We start from the raw sequence: 16,935 nt of genomic DNA on the forward strand, positions 1-16,935 counted from the left end.
ATGCCGCGCCACGCCTACACTTATAGATACTCACTGGCGCAAAAAAAGAAGCATCACATATTGTGTGCTTCAAACTATATCACGTTGGAGATATGATTCCTGACCGTCTTCTCACTGATAAACAGCTGCTGCGCGATATCTTTCGTCGTTTTGTCCTGCACAAGCAGTTCAAAGACTTCGCGCTCGCGGTTGGTAAGCAAGAATTTGCTCTTGTGATCATTGCCCATCAAAGTGTCACCCCTCCTTGCCCGGGTTTTGTATCAATACAAGGTCTAGGGATACAGTCAAATTCAGTGTATGAAGCATCCTATAGACTGGTGCGACACTTAGGCAAAAATAGGCGATAGCCCCTTCTCCGGCAAAAGCATTCCCGCAAAATCAGGCGAAGCTGCAAGGCGAGCTGCAACAGGCAAAACCAAGTGTGTTCGGCTCAGGCGCACGCGCGGGCTCCGAAAACTACACTTGGGAAGAGCCTGTCCCTGACAAATACCGGGACATTAGGACAGTCCGCCTGCTTTGGTACCGACGGGCGCTGTGCAATATTTGCAGCGCGTCGCCTTAAGCGGGATTTCCGAGAGGCATTCCGGGCATTCCTTGACCTCGGGTTTCGGCGCCGGCTTCGCCTCTTCCTTCTTGCGCAGACGGTTCAGCTGCTTGACAACGACGAAAATGACGAACGCGACGATCAGGAAATCGATCAGCGTGCTGATGAACTGTCCATAGTTCAGCGTCGCCACGCCCGCTTCCTTGGCTTCATTGATTGTGTTATAATGCTTCCCATCCAGACTCAAGAACAAATCCTTAAACGGAACTTTGCCCAGAATGAGACCGATAGGCGGCATGATGATATCGTTTACGATCGACGTCACCACTTTCCCAAAGGCGCCGCCGATAATAACCCCGATGGCCAGATCGACCATGTTCCCTTTCATCGAAAATTCCTTAAATTCCTTCCACAATTTCGTCTTATCCGCCAATGCAGATCCCTCCCGCAACATAAGTCGTTTCATGTCGATCATTGTACAACAAACAAGCCCAAGGCAAAAGAAATTCTTTTGTCCGGGCCTGTTTATTTTTCTCGATATGCGTTAAGCCGCTTCCGGCGCTTGCGCTTCGGCTATCTGCCTATGAACTGCTGAGTAAACATCTTGCCGCACTGTCCGCCGTCTACGATCCCGATCCCTATATGCGTGAAATCCTTGCTCAAAATATTGGCCCGGTGCCCCGGGGAATTCATCAGCGCTTGATGCGCCGCCTCGACGCCCTGATTGCAGGCAATATTTTCTCCCGCTGTCCGGTAGCTGATGCCGAATTGCTTCATCATATCGAACGGCGATCCGTACGTCGGCGACTGATGGGAGAAATAGTTCTTGTCGGCCATATCCTGGCTCTTAAGCCGCGCTACCTTGGACAGCTCCAGATCGGCCGCCAAAGCAGGCAATCCGGCTTCAGAGCGGGCCTGATTAACCAGCTCGAGCATCCGCTGCTCCTCGGCGGACAGTTGATAATCCGAAGGCTGCGGCTCGTTAGGCGCTGGCGCTGGCGCCGGGGTCGGTGCTGGAGCGGGCGTCGGTGCTGGGGTCGGAGCGGGCGCCGGGGCCGGCTTCTTAGGAATTTTGGCGTTTGCATACGCCCACAGGATCGACTCCAGCGTTTTGTCGTCGACTGCGCCCGTGACCGGCAGCCCGTAGGCTTTCTGGAACAGCTTGACGCCGTTCTCGGTCTCCGGACCGTAGTAGCCCGTAATGCTGCCGGAGAAGTACCCGATGGATTTCAGCATGCCTTGAACGGCGAAGACGTCAGGCCCCTTCACCCCTTTGCCGAAGGCGGAGGCAGCGGCGGGAAGCGTCAGGCTGAGCAGCAACGCGGCAAGCAGCAGCCAGGTTAATCTCTTGGTGCGCCAATGGTTCAACATCTGTCCATAGCTCCTTCTGGTTGTTAATGAATGGCCGGAATGCCATTTCTTAATTCCAGCATCCCCGTTTGCCGGTCAAATTATGAATGATTTCCCGGTTAATACGGAGCTTATGTCGCCCCCCTGCTTCCTGAAAGCTGCAAGGTTAAACGGGCTGATGCCAAAAAATCCGCCCCGCCCTGTTCAGGGGGAAGCGGATCTGCTGGCTGCCGGGAGCTTATTTCTTGCGGCTGAGCGAGACAAGCAGCGAGGCAGCGCCCAGCACGACTGCCGCGATGGAGAGATACAGCGGCAGGCTGGAGGCCGGCGCTGCCGCGGCTGATGCTGCCGTCTCGCCCGCAGCGGCAGCGGCCGTATGACCGTGGCTGTCGGTTGCGGCGCCGGCAGGCTTGGGATTGACTTTGGTCACCGAAGCAGGCTTATCCGAGCCTTCGGCGCCCACCCACTCCACTACACTGCCGTCCTTGTACGTCTGATAGGCTTTCCAGCTGATAGCGGTTGCCGTATCGGCCACTTTTCCCTGCATATAGAACTCGCCGAACTCGGTAGCCCCGAGTCCTTCGCCTGTCGCCGTCCAGATGACGCCCGTAATGTTGTCGCCATTGCGGGTCAGCTCATAGGTCCAGCCCGGCTTCGGCTCGAAACGGGAGATCGACACCGAGTCCAGCGGGAATTTCACTTCGACTTTAACCGTCGGGATCGTTTTCTCATTAGGCACGCGTACGGCGAATTTCTCGTAGCTGCCCTGCGTCGCTTCCTTGGGCAGCACCGTCACGTGAGCGCTGGCGACTCCCGATAGCAGTAAAGACAAAAACAACACAAGTGCAAAGGCCCCGTACGCGGGTTTCAACTTCTTCATTTGATTCACTAGCCCCTTCCTTCTATACAGCGGTAAGTATGTCCATTCCTACTGTAGCGCAAACCGCTTCAGGGCAACATGACTCGACCGGGCTATTTTTCGGAAGGTTTTTGGACGTTTTGTGTCAGGCCGTGGCGCACGGCATAGGCGGTTAGCTGAACCCGGTTGTCCAGCGCCAGCTTGGAGAGGATGTTTTTGACATGATTTTTGACCGTGTTCTCCGTAATGACCAGGGCTGCGGCAATCTGCCGGTTGCTTTGACCGGTCGCGATATAACTGAGAATCTCATTCTCGCGCTGAGACAGGGAGCTTGGGGCAATCTCATCATGCTCCCCGCCTCCCGCGCGCCGGAACGACTGGAACAGCCGGTCCGCCATCCCGCGGGAAATCTCGCTGTTCTCGTCCAGCAGGCCGCGCAAATAATGAATCCAGTCCTCCGGGTTCATATTTTTCAGCAAATACCCTTGGGCCCCATGGCGGACGGCGGTGAACAGATCCGTCACATCATCGGACACGGTCAGCATGACGACGCGGATATGCGGATACAGCTGCTTGATCCGCCTCGTCGCCTCCAAACCGCCGCCTTCCGGCATGCGAATATCCATCAGAATCAGATCCGGCAGCAGCACCGGGCACAGCTCAAGCGCTTCTTCCCCGCTGGACGCCTCGCCTATCCATTCGAAATCCTTCTCCCCGCCAAGCAGCGTTCGGACCGCCCTGCGGGCCAGCGGATGGTCATCGGCTACCAGCACACGATACTTCATAAACTTTTCCCCTCCTCCAACGCTCCGGTCAGCACCAGCTCCACGCCCCCCTCCTCAGGAGAGCGGAACTGCAGCTCGGCGTGCAGCTCGAGCGCACGCTTGCGCAGAATCGACAGGCCGTAGCGGCTGCCCGAAGCGTCGGCCTCCGGATCGTAGCCGACGCCGTTATCCGCGATACGCAGTCGCCAGCGCTGCCCGTCCTCCGTGCGTCCCAGCTCCAGAAACGCCTGATCCGCGTGCGAATGCTTGCGAATATTCGTGAACGCCTCACGGACGATAGAGAACAGCGCCACCTCCGCCGAGGGCGGGATGACTCGTCCGTTCAGCTCCAGTGCCGGCTCCACGTTGATCCCCGTCAAGCCGCTCCATTCCTCCAGCCAGGCAAGCAGCCTGCTCTCGAAGGTCGCCCCCTCCTCGGGCGTCGTGCGAAGATTGAAGATCGCCTGACGCAGGTGATGGTCGATCTCGGATACCGCCTCGCGCGCCTCATGCAGTTGGCCCTTGGTCAGCTGCACATTCAGGAAGAACAACACCTGCGCGATATTGTCGTGCAGCTCTTCGGCCAGACGCTCCCGTTCTTCGTAGACAGCCCGCTTGGCTTTCTCGCCGGCTATCGTTTCGTTCATCGCCTCGATCCGCCGAAACATCCACGTGCCGAATATATAAGACAAGAGCAAGGTCAGCAGCGTAATGTACAGGTTGCCCGTTTCCATCGACAGCAGATGCAGCATAAAATCATGGCGGACATACTCAAAGCCGCCGATAATGAAGGGCGGCAGCAAAATGGTGCACCATTTCAACGTTCTCATCGACATGCGGATAATCATCACACACTTTCCGGTTGCTGCTTTCAGTATAAGGGAGAGTCTGCATTCCCACAACCAAGACTAAGAAGCCTCTCCCGTTCGGAAGAAGCTTCTTCTTGGCTCGGCTGCTTGCCGGATCAGACGGGCTCCGGCTGAGCCGCGTGGAGCGCCTCGCCTGCTCTGCTCGCCATCATCCCGGCCAGATCGATGACACGGCCCGCATACGCCCATTCGTTGTCATACCAGGCGAGCACTTTGATATGCTTGCCCATGACGAATAATGAATCGCCGTCGATCACCGCGGATTTCGGGCAGCCGATATAATCGATAGAAACCAGAGGCTCCTCCGAGTACCCGATATAGGGGGATAAGGGACCAGAAGAGGAGGCTTGTCTGAACAGCTCCTTCACTTGGTCCAGATCCGTTTCCTCCGAGACCGTCACCGTCAGATCGAGCAGCGAAACGTCCGGAGTCGGGACTCGCAGCGAAAGTCCCTGGACGCGGTCAGCCAGATGCGGCAGCACATCTGCCAGCGCCTGTCCTGCGCCTGTTGCCGCCGGGACGATCGACTGCGTGCAGGCACGGGCCCGCCGCAAATCCCGGTGCGGATTGTCCAGATGCTTCTGATCGGAGGTGAAGGCGTGAACGGTCGTCATCCAGCCCGATTGAACCGAATACGCCTGGTCGATCAGATGGAGTACCGGAGCGAGACAATTGGTCGTGCAGGAAGCCGCCGATACGAGCCGATGCTTGGCAGGATCATAACGATGATCGTTAACTCCCATGACCACCGTCAGGTCCATCTCCCTGCCCGGAGCCGTAAGCAGCACGCGCGAAGCGCCTGCAGACAGATGGCGCTGCGCCCCTTCGCGATTGTTGAATTGCCCCGTAGCGTCAATCGCCAGCTCAACCCCGTAGCTGGACCAGCCGATATCGGCCGGCTCTCTCTCCTCCGCCACCTCCACGATATTTCCGTTAATATGAAGCTTCCCCTGCCGGACGGAAATATCCGCATCCCACCGGCCGTGTACGGAATCATACTTCAGAAGATGGGCAACCGTTTCAGCGGGATAAATACTGTTGATCGCTTTCAGTTGAAAGGCCTGCTGCCGGCTTGAACCGATAGTCCGGATCAATAGCCGCCCGATTCTTCCCATACCGCTAATCCCTACTCCGAACGCCATGCTCACATCACCTCGATTAAATAGTATGTACTAATTACATATTTATAATACAATAAATATCAAATGATGTATACTATACAATCAAATAGTGATGTATTCAAGCCCTTGAATGCCTCTACATGCTGAAAAAGCGCCGAGCTTTCAGCGGAAAGTCCAGCGCTTTATAGTTCAGACTCCAGCTATACCAGCCCGTTTTCTTCAAGATCGATCATTCTGATGGCCCCTTCGCCCGCAACATGCATCAGGACGCCGTTAATGAAACGCGAGCTTTCGGCCCACCGATCGGCATAGTAGATTAACCTTTCAGGAAGGAAAGGGTACAGTATGATAACTCCGGAATTAGGTATTAAACCGTGTACGCAGCAGGACGGAGTTGTAAACGGAACTCAGCGACCTTAAGCGCATGAAATCGAGCAAATTCCATTTGTAACGCAGCACCCTTAGCGAACTGAACGGTTCATTCTCCTCTCCTTTTGCCCGTCTAAGAGTGCCTGAGTTCCCCAAGAACGGCCATGCCATGAGAAAAATCAGCTTTAAAAGTCAGCCAGCTCCGCTACAGTCCCGCGCCACCCTCTTGTCCGTCTGTTCGTACAGATGCTGTCAGCTGTTTCTTTAGAGCTAAAAAGACGCCGTTTAAATTAAGCGTTGCTTCGCTGAACTTCGCTGAATTTCCTCGTGATCAACTGATCACAGCTTGAAAAACTTCGATGCCGGCGACTCTTAATTGACTTCACTAATGCGATAAAGCGCGGTGGGACTTACTGCTCGCAAGAAAAGCTTTCGCTAATACGGATGCCTCTTCCACGAAAGAGCTCCGATCAGGAATTTTCTTATATTTCGAAAGTATAGACGCCGGTGCTTGTTCGATTTCCTGGTTACGCGCGGCTTCTAAGGATGCCATAAGCTAGGTTATCCTCGTCGGTCTGTTGAAAGTTAACAATTTTCGGATTGATTATTTTTTATGATCCGTTATAATTAGTACTAGATACTAAAACTAAGTCATATAATCTGGTTATTATCAAATCAAATGAGGTGTTGCCCATGATAAACGGAGTTATTTCCTCTTCAGCCCCTCCGAGATACGCGTCCAAGCTGACCGCCATCGGCAGCTACGTTCCCGAGCGTATTTTATCTAACAGCGATCTGGAACGGATGGTCGACACCAACGATGAATGGATCGTTCAGCGGACGGGGATACGCGAGCGCCGTATTGCCGCCGACACGGAATTCACCAGCCATCTGGCTATACGCGCGGTTCAAAATTTGGCTGATCGCTATTCGTCTGCTCTCGCCGACGTGGACTTGATTATCGTCAGCACCAGCACACCCGACTTCTCCTTCCCATCCACCGCCTGTCTGGTTCAGGAGCATTTCGGCATCGCTTCGCCGCTGGCCTTCGATCTGAGCGCAGCATGCGCGGGGTTCGTTTACGGCTTGCAGGTGGCCGACGGCATGATCGGCTCCGGCCTATGCCGCAAAGCGCTCGTGATCGGCGCTGAGACCTTGTCCAAAATTACCGACTACACCGACCGCACGACCTGCATCCTGTTTGGCGATGCCGCTGCAGCCGTACTGCTCGAGAGAGATGAGACGCCGGACGCGCAGCCCCTGTTCCTCGCTTATTCAGCAGGAAGCGACGGCTCCGGCGCTCCGCATCTGTATCGCTCCCTGACAGCGCCCGTCCTGAACGGAACGGAGCTTCGCACGGACGGCAAGCTGGTGCAGAACGGGCGGGAGGTGTATCGCTTTGCCGTGCAGGCCATCCCCCAAGGCGTAACCGCGCTGCTGAAACAGGCGGAATTAGCCGTAGCGGATGTCGACTGGTTCATCCCGCACAGCGCCAATCTTCGCATTATCGAGTCCGCTTGCGGCAAGCTGGGCATCCCGCTGGAGAAGACGCTGCACACGATCGAGCGGCTGGGCAATACGTCGGCGGCTACCATTCCGCTCGCGCTTGACCAAGGCATCCGCGAGGGCTTGTTCCGCAGCGGAGATCGCGTGCTGCTGTTCGGCTTCGGCGGAGGCTTCGTGCACGGCGGATTGCTGATGAACTGGAAAGCCTTGTAGCGGGGCGGCGGACGGCTGCGGAAGCAAGGCTCGCCAATGACGGCCGATGCGCTGCCGGCAACGGCCGGGGCGCTGCCGGCGACGGCCCAGGCGCTGCCGGCGATGGCCCAGGCGCTGCCGGCGACGGCCGGGGCGCTGCCGGCGACGGCCGGGGCGCTGCCGGCGGCGTCTGCCCCGCCCGCAGCGACTGCGGGCTTGTCCGCTGGCATAAGAAGGCGGCCCCCTGCGGTTGAAGGCCGTCAGTCTACCGCATAAGGGCTGCGCCCTAGACCGGACGCCCCGCCAGCCCAGCGCAGCCCCGTTACCGCTTGAGCCGGGGATTCAACCAGGGCTTGCCCGGGACGCCGCGCCTGATGCGGCGGAGCCGCAGCAGGCCAAGCCGCTCGGCCATCGCCCGCTGATAGCGGCCCAGCACCACCAGCTGGGCCAGCCATTCCCGGCCTTCAGGCGGGGCCCCTACGCTGCCCTGCGCCCGCTCGCCTGCCGGTTGCGCCCCGCCGGTCGGCCGCTCTTGCCTGCCGCTTTCCATGGCATCCGCCACGCTCTCCAACATGCGGGCCAGCGCCCTTTGGCTCCGAGCCAGAGACGTCAGCATATGCAGCTTAACCTTGTTCTCCGTCTCTAGCCCGTTCATTTGGTGTCGTCGCCTCCGAAGGAAAAGAAATCCCCGACATCGCCGCCCCCATCATCCGAGCTTTCTCCGCTCTCCTGCTCGCCCAGCAACACGGACATATGTTTGGCCAGCGCCCTCTCCAGCTTTGTCATTCCATCGATGACTTCCAGCAGCTGATCATGAATGTCGATCGATCCTTTCAGCTGATCGCTGTGGCTCTCGAAGTGCTCGCCGCTCACATGCCCGCAGATCCATTGACAGGAGCGCTCCGCTTCGATGGCCTTCGCCTCCAGGATCAACGCGATATTATGCTGGAACCTCGCTGCCGCCGTCAGCATGCGGTTATACGCATCGGCTCTGCTCACTACTCTCCCTCATTCCTGTTCGTTATTGTTTCCGCGCCCGATCAAGCCTTGCCTACTCCTCGCCCGCAGGAGCCTGCACTTCTTTCAGCACAAAGGTCAGATTATCGGCCAGCGCTTCCTCCAGATCGGCCAGAGAGCTCAAATAACCGGCGATGTTTTTCGTAACGTTCATCGCATTCTCGGTCAAAGCCTCCACGCCGTCGAAGCCGGGATATTGCGGCGGAATATCATGGACCAGCTGAGCCATCCGGACGGCAACCTGGCGTTTGGCTTCCAGGATACGAACCATCTCCTCCTGCGAGGTTGCCATATGATGCATCATGGTTGTGATTTGCTTATGCATGTCGCTTACCTCCTTGCTCCGGAAGTCCGTGCCCGCGCTTAGCCGCTCAGGCAGCCGGCTCTTCATTCCCTTACTTAGCAGTGTATGCGCGCCGGCACCTCACGACCTGGGCGGATGCCCAGGGAACGCTATATAAAATCGAAAGGATCGACCTGCCATTTGGCCATAAACTTTGCCCGGTTCACCCGGATCAGCTCCTGTACCTGTTCCGGCTTCTGCCGCTTGAAGCTTACGCTGCCATGATGGTAGACGAAGGAATCACCCGCTATCATCAGCCTGTAACCGGCCTGGCGGGCGCGGAAGCAATAATCGTCGTCCTCGAAGTGGCCCGGCGTAAATCGTTCGTCTAGCATGCCTATCCGCTCCATCAGCTCCCGTTTGAAGAGAAAACAAAGACCTACAATTCTCTCCGCCTGCCGCCACTTGGCAGGATTATGCCTATTGATGCGCGCCGCCGTCCTGGCAATGGTCGTGAACGGCTGCTTCATCTGCTGCCGGCCGCTTGCAAAGTTGGTCATCGGACCAACGATTCCGATATCCGGGCTGCTGTGCAGGCAGCGCCGGAGCGCCTCCATCGCCCCGCGGGTCATCTGCGTATCGTTATTGAGCAGCAGCAGCTCATCGCCGGAAGCCAGCCAGAGACCCCGATTGCAGGCGGCCGGAAACCCCCGGTTGTCCGGCAGGGCGATCAGCTTGACATTATGACGGAGACAAACCTTCACCGAGTCATCAGTGGAGCCGTTGTCGACGACGATAATCTCATAAGGACTGCTGACATAGCGGCCTATGGACCTCAGGCAAGGCTCCAGCACATGAGCCCCGTTATAGTTCGGGATGATGATGCTCAGCCGTCTCTCGCTCATGTTCAGCCGCCCCTCCCCCCGTTATGCGGGCTCGCTGAGTGTCGGGAAAGCACAGTCTTGCCCCAGCCTTTTCTCCGGCCAGCTTCAGCGCTTCCAGGTGGTCGCCGATGATAAGCCGGGCGACCCGGTTCAGCGCCCCTTGATTGCCCTTCCGCCGTTTGTTGCGCCGGATAACGTCTACACTGGCGGGGGCTCCGACGGACAACCCCTGCAGCAGAGCGGCGGCCTGCGCCTTGGGCGGCACCATCAGCAGCTCGGGTCCAAGCGCCTCCAGGGCTGCGCGGGACATTGCATGGGGAACGGCCGTCAAGGAATTCGCCTTCAGGTCGGGGCGGCCAAGACTAAGGTTGAGAAACTGCTTGACTTGAGTCACCTGATCCCGGCGGCTAAACGATCCGAGATACGGACTGATATCGTTGAGGGCGATATCCATTCCCCGCGAGACGGCATGCACAAAAGCAACGAGACGCTCGGCCCGGATCGGAATGTCTCCGTCCAGAAACAGCACGATATCGGCTGTGGCCAGGCGCGCTCCGACGGCTCGCCCTACGTCATGTCCAAGCGGATGCGGGTAATGGACAATTTTCGCTTCGGCATGCTGGCTCGCCCGTTCGTAGGTGCGATCGGTGGAGCCGTTGACCACCACGATCACTTCATCCGCGCCGAGTCTCACAGCCTCTCTGATGGTCCGGCCGATTGTAGCCTCCTCATTCATCGCCGTGATAACGACGGCTATCGACTGCTCGACAGGCGACAGCACCCAATCGGGAACAGCCTCCTTCCTGCCTACGAAAAAGCCGTGCAAGTACCCTTCGCTCATCGAGCGATACCTGCTCCAGTTACGCCTGCTCCCCTCCCAGTGGCGGAGGCGTTCCGCCCAGCGGCGGTTAAGAGCCCGGTGAAGCCGGCCCTCGGCGCATAGGGCGCCGGCCAGCGCATCCTCCCGCCCCAGAATATACCCGTAACGGAAGGCCTGCGTCTTCCGCTCATAAGAAAAAGCGCCTGTTCCTCCGGCAACCTTACGACGGCGGTCCCTACCTTTTCCCCTGCCCGCGCCTCGGCGGCCGGCCTCTCTCCCGCCGGAAGAGATAGCGTTCGCCCGCACAGTTCCCCGCTGCCGCCGGCCTGCCGCGCCAGTCGCCGCCGGGCGCAGCGCCGCCACTCGAACGGCCTTGCCGCGTGCCGGCTTGCGAGCCCCGACCTGCCGGCCGGAGAGAGCGGCAGCGTCTCCGTCCGCGCGCGGGCTCCCGGCCCCCCGGGCCGAAGCGCGAGAGCTCTCCATAGCTCCGGCTATCTTGACCTCCGCCGCAGCCCGGCTCTCCGGGGAACAAATGCTGTGGTCGATACCCATACCGGCATGTTCAGCAGCCGCAGCCCGAGCCCGAGCCCGAGCGGCCCTGGCTGCGGCAGGCGGGCGCCGGCCTGCACCCAGAGCGCATCTTTTGTCCGAAAACGATACAGATTGCAGATCAACCGTGGAGTTCATAAGCCAAGGATCACCTCACCGTTTCTCGAATCCGTGTCTCATCCTTATACCGCCCCCGGCTTCCTTCCTGTTCCAAATACCAGCCCAGCGCCTCCAAATGATCGCCGACGATCAGTTGGCCGACCTGGTCGACGCCCAGCTTGTTGATTCGCCGTCCCCGTCTCCGGTTGATTCGTCCGATGTTCACCAGATGGACCGGGCTTACCTTCAGTCCGCGATGAATCGCTATCGTCTGCGCCAGCGGAGGCACGCTTAGCGACGCGGCCCCGATCGCCTCCAGCGCTTTCCGGCTGATCGCATGGGGCACAGTCGTCATAGAGACGCCCCGGAGCTCCGGCCGGCCGAGGGCGGCATTCAGCACATGCTTGGCAAGCACGACCGGATGCGTCCGTTTACCCCGCACCGGACCCAGGTAACGGTTCAGCGCCACGTCCGTCCCTCTTTCGACCGCGCGAATATAGGGTCTAAGCTCTTTCGCCGGAATAGGCGTATCGCCATCGACAAACAACAGAACATCTCCGGTCGCATGGAGGGCGCCTATGCTTCGGCCGACATCATGCCCAAGCGCAGCCTCGCAAGAGATCACCTTGGCGCCCAATGCTTCGGCAATTCGCCCTGAGCCGTCCGTAGACCCGTTCACGACCACTATGATTTCAATCCGGGAGGGAGACAGCCTGCGAACCTGCCGGATAACGGAAGAGAGCGTTCGGCGTTCGTTCCTGACGGGAATGATGACGGATACCCGGCCTGCGCGCAAGGGCGCAGCCTTTTTCCGGCGCCTCGTTCCCTTCGTCTGCATGCGTAAGCGTCCCATTCATCCATCCCCTTTCATCGAATCATGACTTACTCTCGTCTCATCGCAATTGTCGTCGGTTAATCTATCGTATGCCGGTCCGCGCAGGGGGACAGGGCAGCTGCGGAAGCCGGGCGGAAGGAAAAGCCGGACGGAGCCCGCAGCAGCGTGACGGCTATCCGCCGTGCCTGCGCGCAAAGTCATCCAGCAGATGGCGGTATCTGCCTCTGACCATGGCGATTTCCTGCTCGATGACCGGGCGATGCCTTTCCGTCCCCATAGCCGGATGCCAGCGGTATTGAATAAGCGGGCCGGGATAGAAATGAAAATGAATACCGTTCAGCATCAGCCTGATCCACATATCGTAATCCTGCGTATAGGGGAGCTGCTCGTCAAACAGACCGAAGCCTACGAGCACGTCCTTGCGGGCGATCACGGTGCAGCCGTTGATCGGATTGGCATCGATCATGGAGCGCACCAGCGCGCCGTAGTTCGGGAAGGTCGGCACGACATGCTGTTGCGTAATCCGGTTATAGGCATCGATCAGATCGAACGAGGAGAAGCTGACCGCACCTCCCCGCTCCAGCATGAAAGGCAGCTGCGCCATCAGTTTATGAGGATAGAACATATCATCCGAGCTCAGCCAGGCTATATACTCGCCGGATGCCATCCGGATGCCGTGATTCAGCGCGCTTGCGGTGCCCCCGTTGGCTTTGCCCAGATAACAGATCCGGTCCATAAAGGGGGCGAGGATGTTCGCATGCCGGGTCGAGCCGTCGTCGACGACGATAATCTCTACATTCGGGTAAGTTTGGGCAACAGCGCTGCTGACAGCCTGCCCGATATACGGATCGTTATAAAACGGGATGACAATGGAAACCTTCGGATACACAGCCACTCCTCCTTTCAACTATCCAAGGCTGCGGCTGTCCGGTGATAGCCCAAAATATCTGCGACAGACTGCCCGAAGGCGATGACCGGCTCCCAGCCGAGCGCGCGCATCGGCGCCATATTGACGGCCGACGCGCCCGCAGCCTTCAAGGCGTCCGCCGTCTCGCCGGACAGCTCCGTCAGCCGTATCGGCTGGCTTGCGCTGCCTTCCTCCATCCCGATGCGCCATGATACGGGCGTTTGCGCCGCCTGCTCGAACTGCCGGGCGATCTCGCCCAGCGTCCGAAGCCGTCCTGATCCGATCGGATAAGAGACCCCCGGCTCCCCTTGCTCCAGAATCAGGCCGTAAGCCCGCACAGCGTCGCGCACGTCCACGAAATCCCTCGCTTCCGCAAGCGAAGAGAGGCGAAACGGAGCGCCTTCCCCCGCGCGCTCCCATCCGGCGATATGCGCGCCAATCAAGCCGCAGATGCCGTTGGATGCGCCAGGGCCGATCAGATTGGAGGGCAGCGCAAGGCTGACGTGCAGACCGAACAGCTGTCCCCAGGCGGCGGCCGTCAATGCCTGCAGGGTTTTGCTGAGCGAATAGGGATGCGGCGGCTTCGGTGTCTCATCGTCCCGGAGACGGCAGCCCAGCATGGAGCCGACGATCAGGGTACGGCAGCCTGTCAGCCCCAGCTGCCGCAACCCGTCGAGCAGGTAAAGCGTCGACATCACATTAAGCTGCATGTACGTGATCGGCTGCTGCCAGGAAGGTCCAACGGCATTCAGACCGGCCAGATGCAGCAGGCCATCCGGCTTTTCCTGCTCCAGCAGCTCCAGGACGGCTGACCGATCGGACAGATCCAGCGCCCGCTCCCGGATAACGCCATGCCCGGCAGCGGCAGCCTCGGCGGCGATACGTGCCGCCGATCCCGGCCTGCGCAGGACAGCGGTCACGTCATAGCCGAGGGCCGCCAGATGAGCGCAGGCATGCAGGCCGGTAAAGCCCGAGGCCCCGGTCACGACCACCCTGCCCCGGCTCATGGGTGCATCCGCATCCAGGAGCTCAGCTCGGCGAGCATCGTCTCGTAATCCGGCACAGCGTAGCCCAGATCCGCACGCGTGCTCTGCAGCGTCCGGTCGAGCACGATGGCGTCGTCCGCGCGGATCGTCACATCCGATCGGCCGAACGTCCGCTGGAACAGCTTCAGCAGCTCATACTTGCTGACCGTCTCCGGAGCGGTCAGATGCACCAGCCCGCTTAAGCCGCTTCCGCGCTCCAGCGCGTAGCGGATAAATTTCGCCAGCTCCAGCGTTGTTACCCCATTCCACGGCACATGGACGAAGCCCTTGATCTCTCCCGACTGCTGAAGGAACCAGTGCAGCAGCCCGATCCCTCCTTGTCGAAGCTCCGGGCCGATAATCGACGTTCGGATTGTCAGATGAGGCGCGCTGTTCACTTCTCCCAGCGCCTTGGTGCGGGCATATACGGAATGTCCGTCCGGTACGTGACGCTCCTCATACCGGCCCCGGTCCCCGTTGAACACACAGTCCGTGCTGATATGAATAAGCCTCGCGCCGACGGACTCCGCCTGCCTGGCCAGCTTGTGAGGCAGCAGGCCGTTCACTTCGTAAGCCAGCACCTGCTGCAGCCGGGCCGCATCATTCAGAATACCGACGCAGTTCACAATAACATCCGGCCTGATCAGCTCAATGGCATGCGACACTCGCTCCCAGTCCGCCACATCCACATACAGACGCGCTCCGGGGAGCGCAGTCCGGTGCAAGCCTTCTTTCTCGGCCTCTGTCCGAATGGTGTAGAACAGCTCATGCTCACCGGCTTCATCCAGATAACGGAGAAGCAGATGCCCGGCCATCCCATTGCCTCCGAGAATAAGAAGCTTCATCACAGAAAACCGCCTTTGCGCAGCATCGTATAAATTTCTTCTTTATCCATCAGCGAAAATTCGGACGAGTATTCGTCATCCCCAACCTTGCGGCAGCCTGCATACGACTCCTTGAGTCCGGGAATTTCCAGCGGAGGCAGCACGACGACATAATCGCGGTCGAAGACCACGGAGTTCTGCGCTTCATACTCCGAGTACAAAATCTCGTGCAGCTTCTCGCCAGGGCGAATGCCCAGCTCCACAAACTTCAGGTCAGAGACCCCCATATGCTCCGCCAGCACCTCGGCCAGATCGATAATTTTGCAGGTCGGCATTTTCATGATGAAAATTTCTCCGCCCTTGCCCTCGGCCGTCGCCTTGAGCAGCAGCGAGATGGCTTCCTCGACGGTCAGGAAGAAGCGCGTCATGTCTTTATGCGTAATCCCGACCTCGCCTTTCTCTGCAATCTGCTTCTTGAACAAATGAACGACGCTGCCATTCGTCCCGAGCACATTGCCGCCCCGCACGCATACGAATGTCGTCTCCGAGCGAAGCAGGTTCGCATAAATGATCAGCTTCTCTCCGATCGCCTTGGTCATGCCGTAGAAATTCGAAGGATTGGCTGCTTTATCGGTCGAAATGTTGATGACCTTCTTTACTTTATTTTCAATAGACGCTTCAATGATGTTTTGTGTGCCCACGACATTGGTTTTGAGCGCTTCGTAGGGCTGATCCTCGCAGACGGGAACATGCTTGAGGGCCGCCAGGTGGAAGACGTAATCCACCCCCCGGGTCGCCGCCACCAGCGCCTCCTTGTCGCGAACGTCGCCGATGCGGAAATGAAGCCGGGGATCGTCGAAATGCCGCTTCATCGCCACCTGAGTGGACTCGCTTCTCGAAAAGACGATAATCGCCTTGGGATCATAGACGAGCAGCTGGGAGACCAGCTCCTGCCCCCAGGACCCGGTGCCGCCGGTTACTAATATCGTGCTGTCTTTAAACATTTTGCTTTCCTCCCAATACGTATTTGACCACCTTGGTCGAAACGTCCCGGTCGGTATACCCCTCCGGGAACTCCCAATCCGTGGGCAGCTTGACCATGAGCTTTACGGCGTCTGCAATTTGCCCGGCATTCAAGCCGGCTACCACGTTGCTCCCGCAATCCACGGTTTCCGGCCGTTCGGTCGTATGGCGCATTGTAACGGTCGGCACGCGCATCAGGCAGCATTCCTCCTGCACCGTCCCGCTGTCGGTCATTACACAGAGCGCTTCACGCTCCAGGCGAACAAAATCGAAGAAGCCAAACGGCTCATGGAATTCTACAAGCGGATGCGGGTGTACATGGCCGAGAGCGGCGATGCGGGAGCGGGTGCGGGGATGAATGCTGCAGATGATACGCCGGTTGTCGCGTGCGGCGATGTCGTTTAGCGCTTGAAGGATCTGCTCCAGATGTTCGGGAACGTCCACATTTTCCGCGCGGTGTGCCGTGACCAAGTAGTAGTCCCGGGGAATCAACTGGAGCTTGTCGAGAATTCGGCTGGAATCGATGCTGGACGCGTAAGCCTGAAGCACCTCGTAGATCGGGTTGCCTGTCAGGACGATGTGATCCGCCGGGCAGCCCTCTCTGCTCAAATTCCGCTTGCTCCCCGGGGTATAGGGCATATTGATCGTGGATACCGCGTCGATGATTTTGCGGTTTTTTTCCTCCGGCACCCGCAGGTCGTAGCAGCGGTTGCCGGCTTCCATATGCATGACGGGAATTCCCATCCGCTCCGCCACAATGGCGCATAGCGCGCTGTTCGTATCGCCCAGCAGCAGCACCTTGTCAGGGCGCTCCCGCTCCAGAATGTCCGCCACCTGGCCAAACATGGCCGACAGCTGCGCGCCGAGCGCCGAGCTGCGATGATCCAGCACATAGTCGGGCTGACGCAGATTCATCTCCTCGAAGAACACGTCGCTCAGGCTGCGCGTAAAGTTCTGACCCGTATGCACCAGCACGTGGCGTTCGGCCAGATCGTCCAGCTTCCGAATGATCAGGCTAAGACGAATGATCTCAGGCCTTGTGCCCAGTATTGTAACGATCTTCATGCTCATCACCTTTCGTAAAAATAGGCTCCG

General features: G+C 58.7%; 18 protein-coding genes and 1 pseudogene. 1 reads left to right on the forward strand and 18 read right to left on the reverse strand.

Going from position 1 to position 16,935, the window contains the following annotated elements:
- Positions 1 to 77: 77 nt before the first annotated feature.
- From BLR08_RS14395 to gap, 7 genes and pseudogenes are all read right to left on the reverse strand, one after another.
- Positions 78 to 230: pseudogene (locus tag BLR08_RS14395) on the reverse strand (LuxR C-terminal-related transcriptional regulator); the annotation flags it as partial.
- Positions 231 to 497: 267 nt separating this feature from the next.
- Positions 498 to 959: a large conductance mechanosensitive channel protein MscL gene (gene mscL / locus BLR08_RS14400; protein WP_072330922.1), complete on the reverse strand. Its 462-nt coding sequence runs from the start codon at positions 957 to 959 to the stop codon at positions 498 to 500.
- Between the two features lie 158 nt (positions 960 to 1,117).
- The gene (locus tag BLR08_RS14405; RefSeq protein WP_072330562.1) at positions 1,118 to 1,915 is read right to left on the reverse strand and encodes a CAP domain-containing protein; all 798 of its coding nucleotides are present in this window, start codon (positions 1,913 to 1,915) and stop codon (positions 1,118 to 1,120) included.
- Positions 1,916 to 2,132: 217 nt separating this feature from the next.
- Positions 2,133 to 2,774: a YcnI family copper-binding membrane protein gene (locus BLR08_RS14410; protein WP_072330921.1), complete on the reverse strand. Its 642-nt coding sequence runs from the start codon at positions 2,772 to 2,774 to the stop codon at positions 2,133 to 2,135.
- A gap of 92 nt (positions 2,775 to 2,866) precedes the next feature.
- On the reverse strand, positions 2,867 to 3,538 hold the full coding sequence (locus BLR08_RS14415; protein ID WP_072330561.1) for a response regulator: 672 nt from the start codon (positions 3,536 to 3,538) through the stop codon (positions 2,867 to 2,869).
- Positions 3,535 to 4,353: a sensor histidine kinase gene (locus tag BLR08_RS14420; protein WP_072330920.1), complete on the reverse strand. Its 819-nt coding sequence runs from the start codon at positions 4,351 to 4,353 to the stop codon at positions 3,535 to 3,537. Before BLR08_RS14420 ends, BLR08_RS14415 begins: the two co-directional genes overlap by 4 nt.
- 128 nt (positions 4,354 to 4,481) lie before the next feature.
- Positions 4,482 to 5,528 (reverse strand): type I glyceraldehyde-3-phosphate dehydrogenase, encoded by a 1,047-nt coding sequence (gap, locus tag BLR08_RS14425; RefSeq protein WP_072330560.1) that lies wholly within the window; start codon positions 5,526 to 5,528, stop codon positions 4,482 to 4,484.
- Positions 5,529 to 6,569: 1,041 nt separating this feature from the next.
- Between gap and BLR08_RS14430 the strand changes: the two genes are divergently transcribed.
- Positions 6,570 to 7,595: a ketoacyl-ACP synthase III gene (locus BLR08_RS14430; protein ID WP_072330559.1), complete on the forward strand. Its 1,026-nt coding sequence runs from the start codon at positions 6,570 to 6,572 to the stop codon at positions 7,593 to 7,595.
- A gap of 301 nt (positions 7,596 to 7,896) precedes the next feature.
- Here the strand turns inward: BLR08_RS14430 and BLR08_RS14440 are convergent, their stop codons facing one another.
- From BLR08_RS14440 to wecB, 11 genes are all read right to left on the reverse strand, one after another.
- Entirely contained in the window at positions 7,897 to 8,229 is a 333-nt protein-coding gene (locus BLR08_RS14440; RefSeq protein ID WP_072330558.1) for a hypothetical protein, read from the reverse strand.
- Positions 8,226 to 8,573, reverse strand: coding sequence for an alpha-helical endospore appendage domain-containing protein (locus BLR08_RS14445; protein WP_072330557.1), 348 nt, complete (start codon positions 8,571 to 8,573; stop codon positions 8,226 to 8,228). Before BLR08_RS14445 ends, BLR08_RS14440 begins: the two co-directional genes overlap by 4 nt.
- Before the next feature lie 52 nt (positions 8,574 to 8,625).
- Positions 8,626 to 8,916 (reverse strand): nucleoside-diphosphate sugar epimerase, encoded by a 291-nt coding sequence (locus BLR08_RS14450; RefSeq protein WP_072330918.1) that lies wholly within the window; start codon positions 8,914 to 8,916, stop codon positions 8,626 to 8,628.
- Between the two features lie 128 nt (positions 8,917 to 9,044).
- Positions 9,045 to 9,779 carry a glycosyltransferase family 2 protein gene (locus BLR08_RS14455; RefSeq protein ID WP_072330554.1) on the reverse strand — a complete coding sequence of 245 codons (735 nt, stop codon included), beginning with the start codon at positions 9,777 to 9,779 and terminating at the stop codon, positions 9,045 to 9,047.
- On the reverse strand, positions 9,739 to 11,061 hold the full coding sequence (locus tag BLR08_RS31715) for a glycosyltransferase family 2 protein (protein ID WP_256257614.1): 1,323 nt from the start codon (positions 11,059 to 11,061) through the stop codon (positions 9,739 to 9,741). The genes BLR08_RS14455 and BLR08_RS31715 overlap by 41 nt, the downstream gene beginning before the upstream one ends.
- A gap of 214 nt (positions 11,062 to 11,275) precedes the next feature.
- Positions 11,276 to 12,079, reverse strand: coding sequence for a glycosyltransferase family 2 protein (locus BLR08_RS14465; RefSeq protein ID WP_083537082.1), 804 nt, complete (start codon positions 12,077 to 12,079; stop codon positions 11,276 to 11,278).
- A 154-nt stretch (positions 12,080 to 12,233) separates the two neighbouring features.
- Complete coding sequence (locus tag BLR08_RS14470; RefSeq protein WP_072330550.1) at positions 12,234 to 12,950, reverse strand: glycosyltransferase; 717 nt, start codon at positions 12,948 to 12,950, stop codon at positions 12,234 to 12,236.
- A gap of 14 nt (positions 12,951 to 12,964) precedes the next feature.
- On the reverse strand, positions 12,965 to 13,975 hold the full coding sequence (locus BLR08_RS14475; RefSeq protein ID WP_072330548.1) for an NAD-dependent epimerase/dehydratase family protein: 1,011 nt from the start codon (positions 13,973 to 13,975) through the stop codon (positions 12,965 to 12,967).
- The gene (locus tag BLR08_RS14480; RefSeq protein ID WP_072330546.1) at positions 13,972 to 14,838 is read right to left on the reverse strand and encodes a dTDP-4-dehydrorhamnose reductase family protein; all 867 of its coding nucleotides are present in this window, start codon (positions 14,836 to 14,838) and stop codon (positions 13,972 to 13,974) included. The genes BLR08_RS14475 and BLR08_RS14480 overlap by 4 nt, the downstream gene beginning before the upstream one ends.
- Positions 14,838 to 15,821 carry a polysaccharide biosynthesis protein gene (locus BLR08_RS14485; protein WP_072330544.1) on the reverse strand — a complete coding sequence of 328 codons (984 nt, stop codon included), beginning with the start codon at positions 15,819 to 15,821 and terminating at the stop codon, positions 14,838 to 14,840. The genes BLR08_RS14480 and BLR08_RS14485 overlap by 1 nt, the downstream gene beginning before the upstream one ends.
- Positions 15,814 to 16,905, reverse strand: coding sequence for a non-hydrolyzing UDP-N-acetylglucosamine 2-epimerase (wecB, locus tag BLR08_RS14490; RefSeq protein ID WP_072330542.1), 1,092 nt, complete (start codon positions 16,903 to 16,905; stop codon positions 15,814 to 15,816). The genes BLR08_RS14485 and wecB overlap by 8 nt, the downstream gene beginning before the upstream one ends.
- Positions 16,906 to 16,935: the final 30 nt, after the last annotated feature.

This window comes from Paenibacillus sp. cl123 (assembly GCF_900101595.1).
In the GTDB taxonomy this organism is placed as follows: domain Bacteria; phylum Bacillota; class Bacilli; order Paenibacillales; family NBRC-103111; genus Paenibacillus_G.